At 59.2% G+C, this 21,820-nt stretch carries 23 protein-coding genes and 1 pseudogene; 9 read left to right on the forward strand and 15 right to left on the reverse strand.

Annotated elements, in window-relative coordinates:
* Positions 1-238: 238 nt before the first annotated feature.
* Together EIY72_RS01485 and EIY72_RS01490 are read right to left on the reverse strand one after the other, a co-directional pair.
* Positions 239-1,591: a GntP family permease gene (locus tag EIY72_RS01485; RefSeq protein WP_093226046.1), complete on the reverse strand. Its 1,353-nt coding sequence runs from the start codon at positions 1,589-1,591 to the stop codon at positions 239-241.
* Positions 1,592-1,672: 81 nt separating this feature from the next.
* Positions 1,673-2,206: a gluconokinase gene (locus EIY72_RS01490; protein ID WP_093226049.1), complete on the reverse strand. Its 534-nt coding sequence runs from the start codon at positions 2,204-2,206 to the stop codon at positions 1,673-1,675.
* Positions 2,207-2,421: 215 nt separating this feature from the next.
* Between EIY72_RS01490 and gntR the strand changes: the two genes are divergently transcribed.
* On the forward strand, positions 2,422-3,453 hold the full coding sequence (gene gntR, locus EIY72_RS01495; RefSeq protein ID WP_093226052.1) for an HTH-type transcriptional regulator GntR: 1,032 nt from the start codon (positions 2,422-2,424) through the stop codon (positions 3,451-3,453).
* Positions 3,454-3,506: 53 nt separating this feature from the next.
* Here the strand turns inward: gntR and EIY72_RS01500 are convergent, their stop codons facing one another.
* Complete coding sequence (locus tag EIY72_RS01500; protein WP_093226055.1) at positions 3,507-4,379, reverse strand: LysR family transcriptional regulator; 873 nt, start codon at positions 4,377-4,379, stop codon at positions 3,507-3,509.
* Between the two features lie 120 nt (positions 4,380-4,499).
* Here EIY72_RS01500 and EIY72_RS01505 point away from each other — a divergent pair, with 120 nt between their 5' ends.
* The 3 genes from EIY72_RS01505 to EIY72_RS01515 all read left to right on the forward strand — a co-directional run bounded on the left by EIY72_RS01505 (position 4,500) and on the right by EIY72_RS01515 (position 6,330).
* Entirely contained in the window at positions 4,500-4,931 is a 432-nt protein-coding gene (locus EIY72_RS01505; RefSeq protein ID WP_093226058.1) for a PACE efflux transporter, read from the forward strand.
* 54 nt (positions 4,932-4,985) lie between these two features.
* On the forward strand, positions 4,986-5,618 hold the full coding sequence (locus tag EIY72_RS01510) for a glutathione S-transferase family protein (RefSeq protein WP_093226061.1): 633 nt from the start codon (positions 4,986-4,988) through the stop codon (positions 5,616-5,618).
* A gap of 148 nt (positions 5,619-5,766) precedes the next feature.
* Positions 5,767-6,330: a hypothetical protein gene (locus EIY72_RS01515; RefSeq protein ID WP_093226064.1), complete on the forward strand. Its 564-nt coding sequence runs from the start codon at positions 5,767-5,769 to the stop codon at positions 6,328-6,330.
* A gap of 55 nt (positions 6,331-6,385) precedes the next feature.
* Here EIY72_RS01515 and EIY72_RS30270 read toward each other — a convergent pair whose 3' ends face one another.
* The 6 genes and pseudogenes from EIY72_RS30270 to EIY72_RS01540 all read right to left on the reverse strand — a co-directional run bounded on the left by EIY72_RS30270 (position 6,386) and on the right by EIY72_RS01540 (position 11,873).
* Complete coding sequence (locus EIY72_RS30270; protein WP_371315376.1) at positions 6,386-6,925, reverse strand: methyl-accepting chemotaxis protein; 540 nt, start codon at positions 6,923-6,925, stop codon at positions 6,386-6,388.
* 6 nt (positions 6,926-6,931) lie between these two features.
* A pseudogene (locus EIY72_RS30275) lies at positions 6,932-7,705 on the reverse strand (PAS domain-containing protein); the annotation flags it as partial.
* A gap of 664 nt (positions 7,706-8,369) precedes the next feature.
* Positions 8,370-9,383 (reverse strand): ABC transporter substrate-binding protein, encoded by a 1,014-nt coding sequence (locus EIY72_RS01525; protein ID WP_093226070.1) that lies wholly within the window; start codon positions 9,381-9,383, stop codon positions 8,370-8,372.
* A complete protein-coding gene (locus tag EIY72_RS01530) occupies positions 9,380-9,922 on the reverse strand; it encodes a sigma-70 family RNA polymerase sigma factor (RefSeq protein WP_093226073.1) in 543 nt (180 codons plus the stop codon). The genes EIY72_RS01525 and EIY72_RS01530 overlap by 4 nt, the downstream gene beginning before the upstream one ends.
* A gap of 190 nt (positions 9,923-10,112) precedes the next feature.
* Positions 10,113-10,904: a phosphate/phosphite/phosphonate ABC transporter substrate-binding protein gene (locus EIY72_RS01535; protein ID WP_093226075.1), complete on the reverse strand. Its 792-nt coding sequence runs from the start codon at positions 10,902-10,904 to the stop codon at positions 10,113-10,115.
* A 27-nt stretch (positions 10,905-10,931) separates the two neighbouring features.
* Positions 10,932-11,873, reverse strand: coding sequence for a fatty acid desaturase (locus EIY72_RS01540; protein ID WP_093226078.1), 942 nt, complete (start codon positions 11,871-11,873; stop codon positions 10,932-10,934).
* Positions 11,874-12,200: 327 nt separating this feature from the next.
* Here EIY72_RS01540 and EIY72_RS01545 point away from each other — a divergent pair, with 327 nt between their 5' ends.
* On the forward strand, positions 12,201-12,620 hold the full coding sequence (locus tag EIY72_RS01545; RefSeq protein ID WP_093226081.1) for a GNAT family N-acetyltransferase: 420 nt from the start codon (positions 12,201-12,203) through the stop codon (positions 12,618-12,620).
* 31 nt (positions 12,621-12,651) lie between these two features.
* Here EIY72_RS01545 and def read toward each other — a convergent pair whose 3' ends face one another.
* The 3 genes from def to EIY72_RS01560 form a co-directional block, all read right to left on the reverse strand.
* On the reverse strand, positions 12,652-13,191 hold the full coding sequence (def, locus tag EIY72_RS01550) for a peptide deformylase (protein WP_093226084.1): 540 nt from the start codon (positions 13,189-13,191) through the stop codon (positions 12,652-12,654).
* Positions 13,188-14,150, reverse strand: a complete 963-nt coding sequence (locus tag EIY72_RS01555; RefSeq protein ID WP_093226087.1) for a YihY/virulence factor BrkB family protein — start codon at positions 14,148-14,150, stop codon at positions 13,188-13,190. Before EIY72_RS01555 ends, def begins: the two co-directional genes overlap by 4 nt.
* A 177-nt stretch (positions 14,151-14,327) precedes the next feature.
* Positions 14,328-14,519, reverse strand: a complete 192-nt coding sequence (locus EIY72_RS01560) for a CsbD family protein (protein WP_093226090.1) — start codon at positions 14,517-14,519, stop codon at positions 14,328-14,330.
* 200 nt (positions 14,520-14,719) lie between these two features.
* Here EIY72_RS01560 and EIY72_RS01565 point away from each other — a divergent pair, with 200 nt between their 5' ends.
* A complete protein-coding gene (locus tag EIY72_RS01565) occupies positions 14,720-15,097 on the forward strand; it encodes a hypothetical protein (RefSeq protein WP_008054262.1) in 378 nt (125 codons plus the stop codon).
* Between the two features lie 237 nt (positions 15,098-15,334).
* Here EIY72_RS01565 and fadD1 read toward each other — a convergent pair whose 3' ends face one another.
* Positions 15,335-17,032 (reverse strand): long-chain-fatty-acid--CoA ligase FadD1, encoded by a 1,698-nt coding sequence (fadD1, locus tag EIY72_RS01570; RefSeq protein WP_093226093.1) that lies wholly within the window; start codon positions 17,030-17,032, stop codon positions 15,335-15,337.
* 356 nt (positions 17,033-17,388) lie between these two features.
* Positions 17,389-19,077, reverse strand: coding sequence for a long-chain-fatty-acid--CoA ligase FadD2 (gene fadD2, locus EIY72_RS01575; RefSeq protein WP_093226096.1), 1,689 nt, complete (start codon positions 19,075-19,077; stop codon positions 17,389-17,391).
* A gap of 245 nt (positions 19,078-19,322) precedes the next feature.
* Between fadD2 and EIY72_RS01580 the strand changes: the two genes are divergently transcribed.
* Entirely contained in the window at positions 19,323-20,267 is a 945-nt protein-coding gene (locus EIY72_RS01580; protein ID WP_093226099.1) for an alpha/beta hydrolase, read from the forward strand.
* Between the two features lie 40 nt (positions 20,268-20,307).
* Complete coding sequence (locus EIY72_RS01585; protein ID WP_007995982.1) at positions 20,308-20,778, forward strand: MaoC family dehydratase; 471 nt, start codon at positions 20,308-20,310, stop codon at positions 20,776-20,778.
* 126 nt (positions 20,779-20,904) lie between these two features.
* On the opposite strand, the gene EIY72_RS01590 is transcribed toward EIY72_RS01585, so the two are convergent.
* Positions 20,905-21,372: a ferritin-like domain-containing protein gene (locus EIY72_RS01590; protein ID WP_093226101.1), complete on the reverse strand. Its 468-nt coding sequence runs from the start codon at positions 21,370-21,372 to the stop codon at positions 20,905-20,907.
* A gap of 202 nt (positions 21,373-21,574) precedes the next feature.
* Here EIY72_RS01590 and EIY72_RS01595 point away from each other — a divergent pair, with 202 nt between their 5' ends.
* Positions 21,575-21,811, forward strand: coding sequence for a DUF3820 family protein (locus EIY72_RS01595; RefSeq protein ID WP_003227425.1), 237 nt, complete (start codon positions 21,575-21,577; stop codon positions 21,809-21,811).
* Positions 21,812-21,820 lie beyond the last annotated feature (9 nt).

The following is a 21,820-nucleotide window of genomic DNA, read 5'->3' on the forward strand; positions in this document are numbered from 1 at the left end:
CCCTGACACATAACCAATTGGAATCACACTACTGTGGCGAGGGAGCTTGCTCCCGCTCGGCTGCGAAGCAGACGTAAAAACCGCTAGACGCATTCTTCCTGATGTAACGCGGCGTCTGGTTTGGGGCCGCTTCGCAGCCCAGCGGGAGCAAGCTCCCTCGCCACAAGAAGTGCACATCTACAATGTTTTTCCACAAAAAAACCGCATCGCTGCGGTTTTTTTGTGTCTGCGCTATCGCTTAAACGAACATCGACAACAGCAGAATAAAGCCTAAACCCACCACCGACAGGATGGTTTCCATCGCCGTCCAGGTCTTGAAGGTTTCGGCCACGGTCATGTTGAAGTACTGCTTGACCAGCCAGAAACCGGCGTCGTTGACGTGGGACAGGATCAGCGAGCCGGCACCGGTGGCCAGCACCAGCAGCTCACGGTTGACCCCGGGAATCATCCCCACCACCGGCACCACGATGCCCGCGCCGGTAATGGTCGCCACGGTCGCCGAACCGGTGGCGATACGAATCACCGCCGCCACCAGCCAGGCCAGCAGGATCGGCGAGATCTGTGCGTTGACCGCCATGTGGCCGATCACATCACCCACACCGCTGGTCACCAGCATCTGCTTGAAGCCACCACCGGCACCAATGATCAGGATGATCGCCGCGGTCGGCGCCAGGCTCGCGTCGAGCAGCTTGAGGATCTGCTTGGAATCGATGCCCTGACGGTGACCGAAGGTGTACAGCGACAGCAGCAAGGCCAGCAGCAGCGCCGAGATCGGGTGACCGACAAAGTCCATCAGGGTGCGGAAGAAGTGACCGTCCGGCAGCACCACGTCGGCAAAGGTCTTGAGCAGCATCAGGAACACCGGCAACAGCACGGTGATCAGGGTGATGCCGAAGCTCGGCAGTTCCTTGGCGTCCGGTTCGCGGGCCAGTTGCGCCACCAGCTCCTGGTTGGCCACACCCGGGATGTATTTGGAAATGAAGGTGCCGTAGATCGGACCGGCAATGATGGCCGTCGGCAACGCCACAATCAGGCCGTACAGGATGGTCTTGCCGATGTCGGCACCGAATACACCGATGGCCAGCAGTGGGCCCGGGTGCGGCGGCACCAGGCCATGCACTGCGGACAGGCCGGCGAGCAGCGGGATACCGATCTTGATGATCGACACGCCTGTGCGCCGCGCCACGATGAACACCAGCGGAATCAGCAGCACGAAGCCGATTTCGAAGAACAGCGGAATGCCGACCAGGAACGCGGCGAACATCATCGCCCACTGCACCTTGTCCTTGCCGAAGGCGCGAATCAGCGTCTGCGCGATCTGATCCGCACCGCCGGATTCAGCCATCATCTTGCCGAGCATGGTGCCCAGGGCGAGGATGATGCCGACGAAACCGAGCACGCCACCAAAACCGTCCTGGAACGCCTTGATGATGGTGCCGATCGGCATGCCGGAGGTCAGGCCGAGAAACGTGGCAGCGATGGTCAGCGCAATAAAGGGGTGCAACTTGAACTGGGTGATCAGGACGATAAGCCCGACCACCGTGACCACTGCATCGAGCAGCAGAAACGTCTCGTGGGACATGCCAAACATGGGGGGTGTCTCCTGGTTGTTGTTGTTATTAAAGCGGGTTAATCAGAGGCCGTGAGGACAGCGCTGTCTTTGCAAGCACACTCATACCGCCTGCTTCAGGCCGTTGGCCTGCCACCAGACATGTGCTTGCGAAGCGAGTTCTTCGACGCTGTTAATCGAAGCATTGAGCGCCAGGGTCAACGGCTCGCCCTTGGGCGACTCGAGGGTGGCGAACTGGCTTTCGATCAAGGTTGCCGGCATGAAATGCCCCGGCCGATGGGACACACGCTCGGCAGCGACTTCAGGGGTCAGCTCAAGAAACACGAAACCCAGGCCCGGCAAGGCACTGCGCAGACGCTCGCGATAAATGTGCTTGAGCGCCGAACAGGTCAGCACCGGACGCTTGCCGAGGGCATCGACGCGGCGCAATTCATCGCACAGGCTGTCGAGCCAGCCGGCACGGTCTTCATCGTTCAGGGGGATACCCGCGCTCATCTTTTCGATATTGGCGGCAGGGTGGAAAGAGTCGCCTTCAATGGCAGTGGCGCCGCTCAGTTGGCACAGGGCCTCGCCGACGGACGTCTTGCCGCAACCGGCAACGCCCATGATGACCAGGGCGGTGATGGGATGATTCATGTAACACCTCAGCGCGCAGACAGCGCTACCTTTGCCAGTTATGACACTAGACCAAAAGCAGAAGTTGCCGACGCCTTTCTTGTCATTTTGTGGGTTGCAGCAGGTTTGTTGCCCAACGCCAAAAAGCGAGGATCAGGCAACCCTCGCTCACGCATTTGCAGCCGCATTGAGACAGCGCTACCTTAGTGCCTTGAATTTTGTTTGGCAAGCCGTCGATGAACCCAACCAAGAACGATAAAAATACCCGCACCACGGGCCGCCCTACCCTCAACGAAGTCGCTCGCCTGGCTGGCGTCAGCCCGATCACCGCGTCCCGCGCGTTGCGTGGGGTGAACACGGTGGCCACCGAGCTTGTGGAAAAAGTCCAGAAAGCCGCGCTCGAACTCAACTACGTGGTCAACTCCGCCGCCCGCGCCCTGGCCTCGGCCCAGAGTCATTCGGTGGTGGTGTTGGTGCCCTCGCTGTCGAACCTTTTGTTCATCGACACCCTGGAAGCCATCCATCAGGTGTTGCGCCCAAAAGGCTTCGAAGTGCTGATCGGCAACTTTCACTATTCGCGGGAGGAAGAAGAAAACCTGCTGCGCAATTACATGGCCTATCAACCCCGTGGCCTGTTGCTGACCGGTTTCGACCGCACGGAAAGTTCGCGGCGGATGATCGAAGCCAGCAACATTCCCTGCGTGTACATGATGGAGCTGGACAGCGCCGCCGGGCTCAATTGCGTCGGTTTCTCGCAACTGGCCGCCGGTGAAACCGCCGCCGAACACCTGCTGTCCCGCGGCCGCAAGCGCCTGGCCTACATCGGCGCGCAACTGGATCAGCGCACCCTGCTGCGCGGTGAAGGCTTCCGCAAGACCCTGCAAAAGGCCGGTCTGTACGACCCGGACCTGGAAGTACTGACCCCGCGCGCCTCCTCCGTCGGTTTGGGTGGCGAGCTGTTTCTGCAACTGCTGGCGGCCCATCCCGACGTGGATGCGATCTTCTTCGGCAACGACGACCTGGCCCAGGGCGCGCTGCTGGAAGCCATGCGCAACGGCATCAGGATTCCGGAACAAGTGGCGATTCTCGGCTTCAACGACTTGCCGATGTCGGAACACATGGTCCCGCGTTTGAGCAGCATCAATACGCCGCGAGAAGCCATAGGCCGGCGCGCGGCGGAGCAGATGCTGACGCTGATGGCCGGCAACACCGTGGCCAAGCCGGTGCAAGACATGGGGTTTGAGTTGAAGGTACGCGAGAGCACTTGAGCAGCCCGCTAACTGTGGGAGCCGCCGCAAGCCGGCTCTCTGGCCTGCGGATCTCAACGCCCCATCAACTCCACGAACGCCAATGCGCCCTTCTGCAACGGTCGACGCTTGAGCCACACCGCGTGCACCGGCAATACCAAACCATTGTCGATGTTGCGAAAGTTCAGGCGCTTGAGCCGGCCGGCATCCAGCAAGGGCTGCACCACCGACAACGGAAAATTGCCCCAGCCCAGGCCCGCTTCGACCATTTCCAGCGCCATGTCGAGGGTGTCGGTGCGCCAACAGGATTCGGCCACCAGCGGCCGGGTTTCGCTGATCGGCAGATCGCGACTGGCGACAATGATCTGCCGTACCTGCACCAGGTCTTCGAGAAACAGATCCTGCCCTGCCAGCAACGGATGGTTCGCCGCCAAGGTAGCAATCACCCGTTCGTTGCCGACGAACTGGAAACGCTCGAGCACGTTCACGCTCAATCCGGCGAACGCCAGACAAACGCTGACCCTGCCACTGTGCAGCATGGCCAGTACATCATCCTGCGGCGCGCTCAATACTTCGACCTCCAGCAGCGGGAAGCGCGCGGCGATGATCTTGATCGCCTCCAGCAAAGGCGCCTTGTCGATGTCTGCCACCACGCCAATCGACAACTTGCTTTCCAATCCCAGCGACAGCTCGACGGCATGCACCTGCAATTGCTTGAGCTGGTCGGCGATCAACCGCGCATGGGGTACCAGCGCACTGGCCATGGCCGTGGGCACTGGCTCGCGATGGCTGCGGTCGAACAGCGCGTAGCCCAATTCGGCTTCGAGGTTGGCAATGCCCATGCTCACCGCCGAAGGCACCTTGCCCAGGGAGCGGGCGGCGGCGGAAAACGAGCCGCGTTCGATCACCGCGAGAAACAACTCGATGCTGTCGCTGTTGAAGTTCATCCATCGTCCTGTCAATAAACCTGAAAGCTTCTAACTTTTTCTGTCAGGTCTATTGAAGCTATCTTTCGCCGCCTTCGCCAGCACCGCTGGTTCCCGGTTCGCAAGAAAGAGGCAATCCCCATGCAAGGCGTCAAACGCAAACTGGTCTATGTATCGCTCTACGAAATCATCGGCATGACCTTTTCCGCCCTCGGCCTGGCCCTGCTGTCGGGCACCTCACCGGGCAGCACCGGACCTCTGGCAGTGATCATCACCAGCATCGCGGTCAGCTGGAATTTCATCTACACCTCGCTGTTCGAGCGCTGGGAAAGCCGCCAGACCTTGCGCACCCGCACCGTCAAGCGGCGCATCGCCCACGCCGTGGGGTTTCAACTAACCTTGATAGTGTTCCTCATCCCGTTGATCGCCTGGTGGATGAACATCAGCTTGGTGCAAGCCTTCCTGCTCGACCTGGCGCTGATCATTTTCATCCCCTGCTACACCTTCGCCTTCAACTGGTTATTCGATCGTACGTTCGGCTTGCCGGCGTCGGCGCTGCCGGATCCGGCCTGAGGCAGCGAAGTCTGTTAACTTTCCGCAGCGTCGAATCGCTAACGGAGTAGCCCCATGGAACACACACTGAAGATTCTCGGCAAAGCCTCGTCCATCAACGTGCGCAAAGTCCTGTGGACCTGCGAAGAGCTTGGCATTGCCTATGAACGCGAGGACTGGGGTAGCGGTTTTGCCTCCACCCACAGCCCCGAGTTCCTGCGGCTCAACCCCAATGCCCAGGTGCCGGTGATCATCGATGAGGCCGGTGTGCTCTGGGAGTCCAACACCATCTGCCGCTACCTGGTGGGCAAACATCACCACCACGACCTGCTGCCGGGCGAACCGGCGGCGCGGGCGCGGGTGGAGCAGTGGATGGACTGGCAAGCCACCGAGCTCAACCCGTCCTGGAGTTATGCGTTCATGTCGCTGGTGCGCAAGGACCCGGAATACCAGGACGCCCATCGCCTGGTTGTCGGCGCACGCGGCTGGAACCAGAAAATGGCCATCCTCGAACATCAGCTGGCGACCACCGGCGCCTATGTCGCCGGGCCACGCTTCACCCTGGCCGATATCGTCATCGGCCTGTCGGTCAATCGCTGGTTGATGACGCCGATCGACCGTCCCGACTACCCCGCCGTCGACGAGTACTTCCAGCGCCTGGCCCAGCGTCCGGGGTTTCTCAAGCATGGCTGCAACGGCTTGCCTTGAATTGCCGCCCGGCGGCAAACACTGACCGGCCACGCGCCTGAGCATTGTCGCGAACAAATCCTAAGCCATTGATTTAAAACAAATAATACTGAGAGGCACGCTATTTGCTGAAGAGAGGCATCATCCTTTGCCACAAGGTCTCGTCATCATGTTGGTCAGCGCCAATTCATCGTTAGTCACCCCACTGCCGAAAAAACCCGGCGACGATCCTTCCTCGGATGCCGCCGCCGGCCTGCAAAGCGGCGTGCAAGCGGCCATGAACCTGGCCCTGCAGAACAATCTGCAAGCGCAATCCAACGCCACCAAACAGGTGCAGGATTCCGCCACCCAGCTCACCACGCAGCAAGTCAGCGAAGCGACCAAGATCAGCGACAACGTCGACGAAGCCTTCGCCAAGACCCGCGTCAACCTGCAGGCCACCGATGCCACCGGCACCGCCAAGACCAGCACAACCTCGGCCACCGATGAGTTCAAGGACTACATGAGCAAGACGCCGGAACAGCGTTTGCACGACAGTATCCTTAAAGAAATGGGCCTGACCGAAGAAGACGTGAAGGCCATGCCGCCGGAGCAACAGCAAGCGGTGGCTCAGGAAATTGCCAATCGCATGAAGGACAAGATCCAGATCGCTCAGGCTGACAAGGCATCCACGGCTAGTCAGACTGACACCGGCAGCGCCCAGGTCACCGACAAGTTCCTCGCTTCGCTCTGAACCTCGCCGCATAAAAAAGGGGCCCTCTACCGGGCCCCTTTTTCATTTGCCGCAATCAGTTCAATTGCAGGGTCGAATTGAACTGACTGATCGCATCAACCACATGACGCGAACCCTGTTGAATTTCCAGAATCACCTCCCCCGCTTCGTTCGCCAGCTCCACCCCAAGCCCGGTTCGGCTCAGGCTGGACTGCATGCTTGACACCGCACTGAGCGACAGGTCGTGGTTCTTGCGCACCACTTCGACGATCTCCAGCGTCGCCTGGCTGGTGCGTGCCGCCAGGCTGCGCACCTCGTCGGCAACCACGGCAAAGCCGCGCCCGTGCTCCCCGGCGCGCGCCGCTTCGATGGCAGCGTTCAGGGCCAGCAGGTTGGTCTGGTCGGCAATGCCGCGAATGGTCTGCACAATGGTGCCGATGATGTCGGATTGTTTGCTCACTGCATCGATGCTCAGCGCAGCCTGGTTAAGGTCGCGGGAAATGTCCTGAATGATCTGCACCGTCTGCTGTACCACTTCCGAGCCTTTGCGCGCGCAGGCATCGTTCTGTACCGAGGTGCTGTGGGCCGATTCAGCGGCGGTTTGCAGGGTGGTCATCTGCTGGGTGATGTCGCTGGCGAACTTCACCACTTTGTAGAGACGGCCCTTGGCGTCGAACAGCGGGTTGTAGGACGCTTCGAGGAACACGGTCTGACCTTGCTTGTTCCGACGCTCGAAACGGTGCGAGTGATATTCGCCGCGATTGAGCGACGCCCAGAAATTCTTGTACGCCTGGGACTCGCTTTCGGCACGATGGCAGAACAGGCTGTGGTGCTGGCCCTGCACCTCATTGAATGAATACTGCATGGTGTTCAGGAAATTCTCGTTGGCCTTGGTTACCCGGCCTTCCGGGGTGAACTCGATCACGGCCATGGACCGGCTGATGGCCGCCAGCATGCTTTCGTTTTCGTGTTCCTTGTTGACCCGGGCGGTGATGTCGGTGGCCACCTTGATCACGCTTTTTACCTGGCGGTCGGGGCCGAGCACCGGCATGTAGCTGGCCTCGAGCCAGATCTCCCGGCCACTCTTGTGCAGACGCGAAAAGGTCCCGCTGATGGGCTCGCCGCGGGCCAGGTCACGCCACAATCGGGTGTAGTCCTCGCTGCGATAGAACGCTTCTTCACAGAAGATCCGGTGATGTTTGCCACGCACTTCTTCTGCGCTGTAGCCCATGGCGCTGCAGAAGTTTTCGTTGGCATCGATGACGATGCCGTCGGGGGTGAACTCGATCATTGCCATCGAACGACTGATCGCCGCCAACTTGGCGTTGGCCTCGGTCAGGGCGCAACTGAAGCGTTCGATTTCCAGCAGGTCAGCCTTGTGATGTAGGTTGAACATTGTCGTATCACCTTAAGCGCGGTCTTTTGATTGTTGAAAGTTGCTGGTCTTTCAAATCCACCACTACGTTCCATGGAACAGGCACACACGCAACCCTCCACACAGAAGGGTTTGTCAGGTGATAAATGATGATCAATCGGAGGGTCCCTGGGACGGCACACTCATCAAGACATCCTTCTCTTGATAGCCCGCACGCGGGCCAGCCCTAACAGTTTCAAAAACAAAATCCATTTAGCAGACCGCTCCCTGTTGGTCAGTGACGGTGCCTTGGGTTGCGCACTCTGTCGGCAGAATCTCGACCACCTCGTCGACCACCAAAAAGCGTTCGACATAGTTAGTTACAAGTGATGATAGACAGCTACCTTGGCCTTGCAAGGCCACTAGTCGGCCAGTATCGAGGACAAAATCGGTTCAGCCGGGTGGTTGCTCGCTGTTTATTCAGCATAGCTGGCTGGGGCTGGGTTGCAGGCGAAGGTGATGTGGACCGCGAAGGGGCGCTGTCATTTTTGGCAGCGGAGGGACCGGAATAGAGGGTGGCTTTGGATCCCATCGCGAGCAAGCTCGCTCCCACATGGGATCGAGGCTATCCACAACGTTGGTGGTCACCCTCAACCTCTGTGGGAGCGAGCTTGCTCGCGATGGCTATCTATCGGCTATCGGAAAATTACAGGCTGGCGCCCACTTTAGAGGCCACCTCTCTCGGCACCCAGCCGTGCCACACCTGCGGTTGTTCGCGCAAAAACGCTTCGGCTACTTCACGAGGCTTCTGCCGCTTTTCGCTCATTTGCGCCAAAGTCTGGTTCAACAGATCAATCGGCAAATCGACCTTTTCAAAGAAACTCACCAGGTCCGGGTACTGCGCTTTGAACGGCGCCGACACACCGATGGCCAGGCTGGCCGGCATCGAGCGCGTGCCTTTCGGGTTTGGGTTTGTGGCATCGGCCAGGGTCTTCCAGGCTTCGGCGTCGAATGGCGGCTCATCCAGTTTCACCAGTTTGAAACGCCCCAGCAGTGGCGTCGGCGACCAGTAGTAGAACAGCACCGGCTTGCCCCGACGAATCGACGACGCCACTTCGGCGTCCAGCGCGGCACCTGAGCCGGTGCGGAAGTTGACGTAGCTGGCGGTCAGGTCATAGGCCTTGAGCTTCTGGCTGTTGACGATCTCCGAGGTCCAGCCGGTCGGGCTGTTGAGGAAGCGTCCACGGCTTGGGTCCTCGGGGTCGCGGAACACGTCCTTGTACTTCGCCAGATCGGCCACCGATTTCAACTCAGGTGCCAAGGGCTTGATGCCGCGCTCGGGGTCGCCCTTGATCACGTACTCGGGCACCCACCAACCCTCGGTGGCCCCTTTGACCGTATCGCCCAGGCCAAACACCTTGCCTTCGGCGGCGGCCTTCACCCACGCCGGACTGCGCCCGGCCCACTCTTCGCCGATGACTTGAATGTCGTTCTTGGCCAGCGCTGCTTCAAGACTGACGGTACTGCCCGGCAAGGTATCGGTCGGGTAGCCATAACCTTTCTCGACGATCAACCGCAGAATCTCGGTGATCAGGCTACCGCTTTCCCAGGTAATGTCGCCAAAGTGAATGGGCGCGTTTTTTTCCGTGGCCCCGGCCTGATTGGCCAGAAGGCTGAGCGCCAGCAGCGAACTGCCGAGCAGGGTTTTGATCGATCTCATGCGGACCTCGTCAGGGTTGGATTCCAGGAATGATTGGCGCTGTGCCGGGCGCACAGGGCTTGCGAGCGGGTCATGTAAACGCTGACCGAGCGCTGGGAAATGCCCAGCTCGGCGGCGATTTGCGGGTAAGTCAGGCCATCTATGCGTGACAGGAGAAAGGTCTTGCGGACCTTGCTCGGCAAACGCTCGAGGGAGCGATCAAGGCCATGCAGCGTCTGGTTGATCTGTGCCAGCTCTTCAGGCGAAGGCGTGGGCGCTTGATCAAGGTGCTGCAACTGGTCGAGGTGCCGGCGTTCAACGTTGCGTCGCCGCCACCCTTCGAAGACCAGGCGTCGGGCGATGGTGGTCAGCAATGCCCGCGGTTCGCGAATGGGCGTGAGGCTTGGCGATTCGAGCAGTTGCACGAAGGTTTCGGCGGCAATGTCTTCGACACCGGCACTGGCACCCAAATATTGGTGTAGGTGATTGCACAACCAGGGGTAATGGGCGCGAAACAAGGCGCCCACGTCGATGCGATGGGACAGGTCGGTGCCGGACATAGAGGCTCCAGAGTTAGGGGTCGCTGAATGTCCGGTGGTCCGGTGAGGCGAATCCTAGCAAGGCGCCTTATTCTTTAATAATACTTAAAACTTATTTTTATATTCCTTTTCAGAGTTACAGATTTTCATCGACTGACAGGTCGTCTTCGCGAGCAAGCTCGCTCCCACAAAGACTGGTGCGTGCTCACCCTCAGCGCAATATTCCGAACCCCAACGCTTCAGCCTCTCGCTGGTAATCCAGAACGACCTCGTAGTCATCTTCTCCAGCGGGCAAAACCTCTGGTAGGCCAAGTATCTCGACCACATCCGGCAGCTCACGCAGTGCCTGGTTCATCACCCGCAACAGCTCTGCCGTTTGCTGATCACTGACCGTCGCTGCCGTGATAAACGGCAAGGTCGGGCTGAAGGCGCTGCGTGCCACCACTCGCAGCCCTGCCACTTCCGCTTCGGCATGGCGCGCCAGATAAGCGAAGGTCACGCTGTCGATGGCAGCCAGGTCGGCACGCCCTTCGCGCAACCAGCGCAGGCTTTCACGGTGGGCGCCGCTGATGGCGACCTCGCGGAAGAAATGCCCGTCCTGCTGCAAGGCTGCCAGTCGATGGCGCAACAGGTTCATGCCACTGTTGGAATCTTCGCCATTGATCACGCCACGGCTGCCGCGAAAGTCCGCCAGGCTTCTTCGCGGATCGTCGATGCGCCCCAGGATCAGGCTGCAATGATTGCCGCCGCTGCTGTCCGGCAGTTCATAAAGAGGTCGGCCCAGCACACGAACCTTGCCGCGTAATGCGGTCATCAGCGGGTAGCCACAGGTTTGCGTGAGCAGCAATTCCGGAGACAGCCACAGCGCTGTCAGCGACAGACCCTGGGCATCTCGACGAGTCGCGCCCAGCAATTCGACGATGCGCGTCAGCCAGCGCTCATTGGCCTGCCGGATGGGCTCCGGGGCGACGTACATCAGCAACTCGGCAAAGTGTTGGGTCATCAACCATTGTCCATGTCATTCAAAAAATCAGTAAAACGGGTGCCGCGGACTATCGATGGCTTTCACCCCATATACCCGCCACAACTGCCCATACCCCTGCACCAGAAACCCGCCACTGCGTGCCACCCACTGCTCGCGACGACTGCGATAGACGCGCGGCAGGTCGTACCAGGGCAGCCCCGGCAGATCGTGATGCACCAGGTGAAAGTTCAGGTTCAGGAACAGCCAGCGCCACGGCCAACCAGCCTCGTTGAGCACGGTGCGCTGCTGTGGTGCTGCATGGGGTCGATGTTCATAGTAGGAGCGAACCATCGCAATCGACAGCGCCGGCACACTGATCAGCAACAGGTAGTGCCACACCGGCAGCGCGCTGAAATGCGCAATCCACAGCAGCATCACGACCGTCAACGAGCCGTGACTCGCCCACATCAGCCAGGCATGGCGATCACCGGCCAGCAGACGCTGCAGTTCTTCCCGGGCCAAGCCGAACAGGGCCAGCGGCGCGCCGACAGCAAAGCGACCGAACGTGGTCTTGTTCAGCCAGTGCAGGCTGCGCGCGAACATCGAACTGCCCTGCCATTGCTCGGCGCTCAGGTAACGGCTTTCCGGATCGCGACCAGGCAGCGTCAGGTCTTCATCGCGGTGATGCAGTAGATGACTGTCGCGATAAAGCGTGTAGGGATACCAGACAGCGAACGGCGCATAACCGAGGATTTTGTTGACCGCAGGCCAGCGTGTCGGATGACCGTGCAGCAATTCATGCTGCACTGACAACCACAGCACCAGCAGTGGAATCAGCAACAGCGTACTAACCCACACCCCCAGCCAATGGCTGCCCAGCAGGATGCCGAACCATGCGGTATACACGCCGATCAGCAACAGCCAGGTCGGCCATTCGCTGCGAGCGGTGAAGCGGCGGCGCAGGCTTTCAATTTCTCGTTGGTGGGCACTGTCGAAGTAATGGGGCATGGCGTTGCTCGGATCGGGAACCAGTCCCTTTCTGTGCAACTGCCTGGGGAAATCTTGCAGATTTTTTACAGGTACCGTTCCCACCTTGCGCGGGAACGGTACGTCAACGCTGGTTCAATGGCCGAACACGCCGACCTTCTTGGCCTTCTTGTCGGCACGCTTTTCAATGGCGGTCTTGGCCGGTTTCTTTTTCGCGGCTTTCTTTGAATCCATACCTTTGGACATGATGCGTACTCCACTCACAGGGGATGTGAGATCAGGTATACACCTATCCGTGCGCCGGCGTTCTTTTATAATCGCCGCTTTGCCCAGCGACAGCCCAAGACCATGCCTGATACCCGATTCACTCGACTCGACGAGCAGCTGTGGCCGTTGATGAACAAGTTCTACCGTGCCCATCAGTCGTCGATGAAAGCGGTGCGCGATGCCCAGTTGTGGGTGGCGCGACGTGATGAGATCGTGGCGGCGCTGTGTTTGCGCCCGGTCGCTGGCGGGCATTGGCTGACGGGGTTGTTCGTCGCTCCGGCCTGTCGTGAGCAAGGGCTGGCAGGGGCGCTGATTGCGGCGGCAATAAAGGATTGCGAATTGCCGGTGTGGTTGTTCTGTCATCCGGATTTGCGCGGGTTTTATGAGGGTCGGGGGTTTACCTTCGACCCGGAGATGCCCTACGCGATGGTTGAGCGCTTGAGCCGTTATGCGCGCAGCAAGCCGATGATTGCGATGGGGTGGGTGCCCACTCAAATCTGATGCGGATTTTTTGTAGAGGTTGGTTATGGCTTCAGTCGTCGGCGTTCGGGTCGAGATCGGGGAACATCACTTCGGTGAAGCCGAACTTGCTGAAATCGGTGATGCGCGACGGGTACAGGCGGCCAATCAGGTGATCGCATTCGTGCTGCACCACCCGCGCATGGAAACCTGAGGCGACGCGCACGATCGGCTGGCCCTTGGGATCGACGCCTTCGTAGCGAATGTGCTGGTAACGCTGTACCGCACCGCGCAGGCCGGGTACCGACAGGCAACCTTCGTAGCCCTCCTCCAGGGTCGGACTCAGCGGCGTGATCAACGGGTTGATCAGGATGGTCTGCGGCACGGCTTCGGCATCCGGATAGCGCTCGCTGTGCTCGAAGCCGAAGATCACCAGTTGCAGATCGACACCGATCTGCGGCGCCGCCAGACCAACACCGCCGACGCTTTCCATAGTCTGGAACATGTCGTCGATCAGTTGCCACAACTCCGGGCTGTCGAACATCTCGGTCGGGACCGGCGGGGCAATACGCAGCAGGCGTTCATCGCCCATTTTCAGAATGTCACGAATCATGATCCGGCTTCGTCAGAGGTCGGCTTGAGCGAGTGATCGCGCCCGATGCCCGACACGTGGTGTTTTTCGTCCTGGCCAGGGCCATGCTCACCAGGGACTTTTTCCCCGGGGTCCTTGCCTTCGTTGGACATGTGTTCGATCACCGCATTCATCTCCGCGCCGAGCAGCAGCACGGCAGCGGAAATGTAGAAGTACAGCAACAGCACGATGATCGCGCCGATACTGCCATACATGGCGTTGTAGTTGGCGAACTCCTTGACGTACAGACCAAAGCCCAGCGAGGCAATGATCCACACCACCACCGCCAGCACGCTGCCTGGGGTGATGAAGCGAAACTCCTGTTTGACGTCAGGCATCACGTAATAGATCAGAGCCACCGCAACCATCAACAGAATCACGATCACCGGCCAGCGCGCGATGGTCCAGACCGTGACGATGAAGTCCTCGAGGCCGACCTGCGAGGCAATCCAGCTCATCACTTGCGGCCCGAGCACCATCAGCGCGGCCGCGATCAAGAGCATGCCGGCGATGCCGACGGTGTAGAAAATCGACAGCGGAAAACGCTTCCACACCGGCCGGCCTTCAGCCACGTCATAGGCGGCGTTCATTGCGCTCATCATCAGCCGTACACCGGCAGACGCGGTGTACAGCGCGATCACGATACCCACGGACAACAAGCCACCCTTGGACTGCTGCAACTGATCGATCACCGGGTTGACCTGCTCCAGCGCCTGGGGTGGCAACACCAGTTCCGATTGCAGGCGCAGCCAGCTGAAAAAGTCCGGCAAGTGCAAAAAGCCGATCAGGGCAATCAGGAACAGGATGAACGGAAACAGCGAAAACAGCATTTGATAGGCCAGCGCCGAGGCATAGGTCGACATCTCGTCTTCGATGAACTCGGTGACCGTGCGCAACATCACACGGTGCAGGGGCAAGCCTTTCATGTCCGGGAAAATCATTAGCGTCTCCATTCGCCGCAGTGAACAGTGGGTTGAAGTCGTGGCGACTCAGGGGCGGTGTGCTTTCATCACGGTAGCCCAGTTGGCGACTTTGAAACAAATTCCGGGCTCAAGTTCAGGCTGACACAAAAACGGCCATCCGTGGATGGCCGTTCCTGACGCGTATCAACGACCGGATCAGGCCTTGTCGATGCCTTTCTTCAACGCATCCTTGGCTTTGCCCACCGCTTGCTGGGCTTCGCCTTTCTTTTCCTGCATCACGCCTTCGGCGCGCATCTTGTCGTTGCCGGTGGCCTTGCCGACGCCTTGCTTGACGTTACCGGCGGCTTCGTTGGCCATGCCTTTTACTTTATCGCCTGTGCTGCTCATGGTGATTCTCCTGCTTGCATGTCGATGGAGGAAAATTCGTTACACAAGGTTGACCGAGGGCGTTTGCAGGGAGTTTCATTTATTTTCACCACGGCATTTCATCGTTCAGTGCAGGTTGGGCTTTATGTTTGCCGGCCAACCCCCGAGAATGCGCCACACATTCAGGCCAAGCACTGAAGATCCAACCCCGTAGGAATGTTATGAAACTCGATAAAAAGCAGGCCATTGCCCGTAGAAACCAGGAACTGGGCGGTGCGGTGCTCGGCGTCAACAACTGCCACTTCGCCGAACTGAACCGCAACCGCAACATCTGGTGGTTCGACCTGCCGGTGACGCGCCTGGCCATCGGTCAGTACGAGTGGATTCACCTGCTGATGCACACCCCGGCCACCGACGAACTGCTGCACCTGAAAGTGCCAACGGTGTTCCTGCGCGAGAAGCTCGAAGGCCTGGTGGTGCGTAACGAAGGCAAGCGTAAGGCGGCCTTGAGCCTGGAGCTGAGTGCGGACAAGGATTCCTTCCTGCAGGACATGCGCCCGGCGGGGACCAATGTGAATTTCGCGCCGTTCCGGCAGTAAGATTGCGGGAGGCCCCTCTCCCCTCACCCTAGCCCTCTCCCGGAGGGAGAGGGAACTGACCGAGGCGCGTGGGCAAGTTACGCCGACCTGAAATTTCGAGTCGAACTCAGGTTTTGAAGTACACGCGAAAGGCCCCCTCTCCCTCGGGAGAGGGCTGGGGTGAGGGGCAGGTTCACCGCTTAATTTAAGCCTTGCTCTGTACCAACAAAAAGCCCCGCATCTGCGGGGCTTTTTGTTTTACGCGGCGCTCTTGGCCTTGATCTTCTTCAGCTCTTCGTCACGCAACTCGCGGCGCAGGATCTTGCCGACGTTGGTGGTCGGCAACGCATCGCGGAACTCCACCGAGCGCGGCACCTTGTAGCCGGTGACGTTGGCACGCATGTGCTCCATCACCGCTTCCTTGGTCAGGGTCACGCCCGGTCTGGCGACGATGAAAATCTTGATCGCCTCGCCGGATTTCTCGTCCGGAATACCAATGGCCGCGCATTGCAGCACGCCCGGCAGCGTAGCCAGCACGTCTTCGAGTTCATTGGGGTACACGTTAAAACCGGAGACCAGGATCATGTCTTTCTTGCGATCGACAATACGCATGTAGCCATCAGGCTGGATCAACGCGATGTCACCGGTCTTCAACCAGCCTTCGCTGTCGAGGATTTCATCGGTGGCTTCCTGGCGCTGCCAGTAGCCCTTCATGACTTGCGGGCCCTTCACGCACAGCTCGCCGATTTCGCCCATCGGCTGTTCGACGCCGGCATCATTGACGACTTTGCAGAGGGTCGAAGGCACCGGAATGCCGATTGTGCCGACCTGGATGTTCTGGATCGGGTTTACCGTCGCTACCGGGCTGGTTTCGGTCATGCCGTAGCCTTCGCAGATGGCGCAACCGGTCACTGTTTTCCAGCGTTCGGCAGCGGCCAGTTGCAAGGCCATGCCGCCGGACAAGGTGACTTTCAACGCCGAGAAATCCAGCTTGCGGAAACCTTCGTTGTTGCACAGCGCCACGAACAGCGTGTTCAGGCCGACGAAACCGCTGAACTTCCACTTGGACAATTCCTTGACCATCGCCGGCAGGTCGCGCGGGTTGCTGATCAGGATGTTGTGGTTGCCGATCAGCATCATCGCCATGCAATGAAAGGTGAACGCATAGATGTGGTACAGCGGCAACGGCGTGATCAGGATCTCGCAGCCCTCGTTGAGGTTGGAGCCCATCAGCGCCTTGCACTGCAGCATGTTGGCGACCAGGTTGCGGTGGGTGAGCATCGCCCCCTTGGCCACGCCCGTGGTGCCGCCGGTGTATTGCAACACTGCGACATCACCGCTGTTCGGGTTGGCTTCGGCGACTGGCTGGCCCAGGCCCTTGCTCAGTACGTCATTGAACTTGACGGCCTTGGGCAGGTGATAGGCCGGCACCATCTTCTTCACGTACTTGATGACGCTGTTGATCAGCAGGCGCTTGAGCGGCGGCAACAGGTCGGCCACTTCGGTGACGATCACGTGCTTGACGGAGGTCTTCGGCACAACGGTTTCCGCCAGGTGCGCCATGTTGGCCAGGCACACCAGGGCTTTGGCACCGGAGTCGTTGAACTGGTGTTCCATTTCCCGCGCGGTGTACAGCGGGTTGGTGTTGACCACGATCAACCCGGCGCGGATCGCACCGAACACGGCTACCGGGTACTGCAACACGTTGGGCAGTTGCACGGCGATTCGATCACCGGGCTGCAAATCGGTATGCTGTTGCAGATAAGCGGCAAAGGCACCGGACAATTCGTACAGTTCACCGTAGGTGATTGTCTTGCCCAGGTTGCTGAATGCCGGCTTGTTGGCGAAGCGTTGGCAGGACTGCTTCAGCACTGCCTGAATATTCGGGTACTCGTCTGGATTGATGTCGGCAGCAATCCCAGCTGGGTACTTATCCTTCCAAAAGTCTTCGATCATGGAAGCCCACTCCTCAGCAACGCGAATTCAGCACCGCATTTGATGCGATTATTATTGGTGTTTGTTTAAAGGTGAATCCGGCTTTTACAGCAGGCCCGGAAGTCACAAAGCGCGCCGAGAGTAGCAGCTTTGCCAAGGGTCGACTAGAGCCAAAAGCGGCCTCTACGGTCACATTTGTGACTCAAGACCACGAAACGGTCATTTTAGAGCAAAAAACCTATATGTCGCTGAAAGCCCCGTATTCCGGGGCCTTCAAAAAAAAATCGCGAGCAGGCTCGCTCCCACAGGTTCAACAGAAACCTTTGTGGGAGCGAGCTTGCTCGCGATCCGCGCGATGCGCGGCCATTCACCACCGATTAAGCGATATCCCGCAACTCCCGCCGCAATATCTTGCCCACCGGCGTCATCGGTAGCGACTCACGCAAGACAATGTGTTTCGGCACCTTGTACGCGGTGAAATTCTCTTTGCAGTAGGCCTTCAACTCTTCAAGACTGACACCGGCCTCCCGCGCCACCACGAACAACTTCACCGCCTCCCCCGAACGCTCGTCAGGCACGCCGATCACCGCGCAGTTGGCGACTTTCGGATGGGCCATGACCACGTCTTCGATCTCGTTGGGGTACACGTTGAAACCGGAGACGATGATCATGTCCTTCTTGCGATCGACAATGCGCACGAAACCGTCCGGATCGATCACCGCAATATCGCCGGACTTGAACCAGCCTTCGCCATCCAGCACTTCGGCGGTGGCCTCGGGCTTCTGCCAGTAGCCCTTCATGATCTGCGGGCCCTTGATGCACAACTCGCCACGCTCGCCCAAAGGTTGTTCAACGCCTTCGTCATTGATGACTTTGAGCGAGGTGCCCGGCACCGGCAGGCCGACCGTACCGAGTCGCGACTGGTCGCCGTAGGGGTTGGTGCAGGCGACAGGGGAAGTTTCGGTCAGGCCGTAACCTTCGGTGATGCGGCAACCGGTCAGTTCTTCCCAGCGTTCGGCCGTGGCCTTGACCAGCGCGGTGCCACCGGAGTTGGTGAGCTTGAGGGAAGAGAAATCCAGGGTCTTGAAGTCCGGGTGATCCATCAACGCGACGAACAGCGTGTTGAGCCCCAGCAGCGCCGAGAAACGCCAGTTCTTCAGCTCCTTGATGAAGCCGCCGATGTCCCGCGGGTTGGTGATCAACACGTTGTGATTGCCCGAGACCATCATGCACATGCAATTCGCGGTGAAGGCATAGATGTGATACAGCGGCAGCGGCGCGACCATAACCTCCTGCCCTTCGCGCAACAACGGTTGGCCGTCGCTGCCGAACTGCTCCAGGCACGCGCGCACTTGCTGCATGTTGGCCACCAGGTTGCCGTGGGTCAGCATCGCGCCCTTGGCCAGGCCCGTGGTGCCGCCGGTGTATTGCAGCACAGCGATGTCGTCGAGGCCCACGTTCAAAGGCTTGATGCCCAGGCCACGGCCCATGCGTAGCGCACTCCTGAACGAGATGGCCTGAGGCAAGGAGTAGTCAGGGACCATCTTCTTCACCCTCTTGACCAGGGTGTTGACCAGCCAGCCCTTGGCGGTGGGCATCAAGTCGCCCATCTTCGCTTCAATCAGGTACTGGATATCGGTGTCGGGCAGCACTTCCTGGACTTTCTGGCCGAACATGTTCAGGTAGACCAGTGCCCGGGCACCGGAGTCCTTGAACTGATGGCGCATCTCCCGCGCGGTGTACAGCGGGTTGGTGTTGACCACCACCAGCCCGGCGCGCAAGGCACCGAACACGGCAATCGGATAATGCAGGACGTTGGGCATCTGCACCGCGATGCGGTCGCCCGGCACCAGGTCGGTGTGGGCCTGCAGGTAACCGGCAAACGCTGCACTGTGGCGTTCCAGTTCGGCATAGGTCAGGGTCACGCCCATATTGCTGAACGCAGGTCGGTCAGCAAATTTCTTGCAGGAACGCTCGAACACCTCGATCACCGACTTGTAGGCCCCGACATCAATGTTCAGGGGGACGCCGGCCGGGCGTTTGTCATTCCAGAAATCAGGTTGCATTGTTCTTGTCCTCTTACCTGAGCCTATCCGATACCGTTATGTGCCGATCATCAAAAAACCGGCAGCTAAAACGGAGCTTCACGGACACTAGCAGTTATGGCGATTCAGGCAAATATGCCCACAACCGTCATTGATCACGTGAATCTTGATGCCGTTGTGTGGCCTGATCAGACGCAGGGCGAAGGATGCGCTATAAAATGCAACGAGCTGTTTCCGACCCGGCAGCCCCATGCAAAGGAACCGCAATGATCCATGACACTTTCTGGCTGACGACCAGCGATCACCAGATTCTGTTCGTCAATCAGTGGCTTCCCGAAGGCAGCCTCAAGGCAATGATTCTGCTGGCCCATGGCATGGCCGAGCACAGTGGTCGTTACGCCCCTCTCGCGGAAAAACTCTGCGCCCAGGGGTATGGCGTGTGCGCGCCGGACCAGCGCGGGCACGGCAAAACTGCCGAAAACGGTACGCTCGGGCATTACGCCGACGATGACGGCTGGTGCACGGTGGTCAGCGACCTGGCCAAACTCAACCAGCACATCGGCCAGCACTATCCCGGTATTCCGATACTGCTGCTGGGTCACAGCATGGGCAGCTACATCGCCCAGGCCTACCTGTTGCATCACAGCGCCAGCCTGCACGGGGCGATTCTCAGTGGTTCGAACTTCCAGCCCGTGGCGCTCTATGGCGTGGCGCGGCAGATCGCCCGCCTGGAACGCTGGCGCCAGGGTCCGAAGGGGCGCAGCGCGCTGATCGAGTGGTTGTCGTTCGGCTCGTTCAACAAGAAATTCAAGCCTGCACGTACGCCGTTCGACTGGCTCAGCCGCGATCCGGCCCAGGTCGATCTGTACATCAACGATCCGCTGTGCGGCTTTCGCTGCACCAATCAACTGTGGGTCGACCTGCTCGGTGGCTTGCAGCAAATCAGCAAAGCGTCCAATCTCGCCCAGATCGACCCGGGCCTGCCGCTGCTGGTGATTGGCGGTGAATGTGATCCGGTGAGTGAAGGCAAACGTCTCAAGGATCTGGCCGACGCGCTGCGTGCGGCCGGCAGCCGGCACCTGCAATTGACCATTTACCCGCAGGCACGCCACGAACTGTTCAACGAGAGCAATCGCGATGAAGTCATCGCCGACGTGCTGAACTGGATCGCACAGGCCTTGAGCACCCCTCGGCCACAGCGATCCGAATAGTTTTTCCGTATTCATTAATTCGTGACAGGAATAGAGACAGATGACCCAGGTTACCAACACCCCTTACGAAGCCCTTGAAGTCGGGCAGACCGCCAGTTTCAGCAAGACCGTTGAAGAGCGCGACATTCAGTTGTTCGCCGCGATGTCGGGCGATCACAACCCGGTGCACCTGGATGCCGAATACGCCGCCAGTACGATGTTCAAGGAGCGCATCGCCCACGGCATGTTCAGCGGTGCCTTGATCAGTGCCGCCGTGGCCTGCGAACTGCCTGGGCCCGGGACCATCTACATCGGCCAGCAAATGAGCTTCCAGAAGCCGGTGAAGATCGGCGACACCCTCACCGTGCGCCTGGAAATCCTCGAAAAGCTGCCAAAGTTTCGCGTGCGCATCGCCACCCGCGTGTTCAACCAGCGCGATGAGCTGGTGGTGGATGGCGAGGCGGAAATCCTTGCGCCGCGCAAACAGCAGAGCGTGACCCTGACCACCTTGCCGGCGATCAGCATCGGCTGATTGTTCCTGCCATAAAACAATGTGGGAGCGAGCTTGCTCGCGAATGGGCCAGATCATTCAACATCGGTGTTGAATGTCAGTCCGTCATCGCGAGCAAGCTCGCTCCCACAGGTTTTTCAGTGTTGCTTACGAACGGGCGCGAGCCTGGTTACGCAGGGCCTTGACCTGATCGTGGTTGCGTTGCACGCCGTGGTACTGGCGTTCAACCAGGTCACGAATACCGACCAGGTTGTGCTTGTTGATTTTCTCCATGGCATCGCGGTAAGCCTTCAGCGCATGGTCTTCACCGCGCTCGGCTTCGTTGAGCACGGCTTCTTCGCCCTTGCCGGTGAACATCGACTTCACGTCGACCCAGCGACGGTGCAAATCACCGCTGACACTGGTGGTGGTTTCCGGATCGCCACCCATCGAACGCACGGCGGATTGCAATTCGGCCGCAGCGGCCGCGCAATCGGCAGAACGATTCACGAACAGGGTTTTGAGTTCCGGATGCTTGATGTCTTCAGCGCAAGTCTTGAACCCTTCCTGACCGTCCTTGCTGGTTTCAATCAGGTCGTTGAGTACAGAAATCGCTTCTTTATTCATGTCGGTCATTTTTCAATTCCTTGCGGTGGATGAAGGTGTAATAGGTATTGCACCCTGCATGCCAGCTTGGAAGTTGTTATTTTTTACTTAGATATCAATAAGTTATTCATTATCCAGAAATCTGTATCCGTTTTATTTGCATGATCTGTCAATTGGCCTGCATGCAGAATGCCTGTATTTTCCAGACTGACTGAATCAAGACGACCGAGCGATGAACCCTGAAAAACTTGAACTGCTGATCACCCGGGAAATGCCTTTCGGCAAGTACAAGGGACGCATCATTGCCGACCTGCCCGGCCCGTACCTCAACTGGTTCGCCCGCGAAGGTTTCCCCCATGGCGAACTCGGTGGCCTGCTGGCACTGATGCAGGAGATCGATCACAACGGTTTGTCGGACCTGCTCGAACCGCTACGCGCCAAACACGGCAAGCCTGCCCCGCGTCACTGATTCATTCAC

The organism is Pseudomonas vancouverensis (assembly GCF_004348895.1).
Classification (GTDB): Bacteria; Pseudomonadota; Gammaproteobacteria; order Pseudomonadales; family Pseudomonadaceae; genus Aquipseudomonas; species Aquipseudomonas vancouverensis.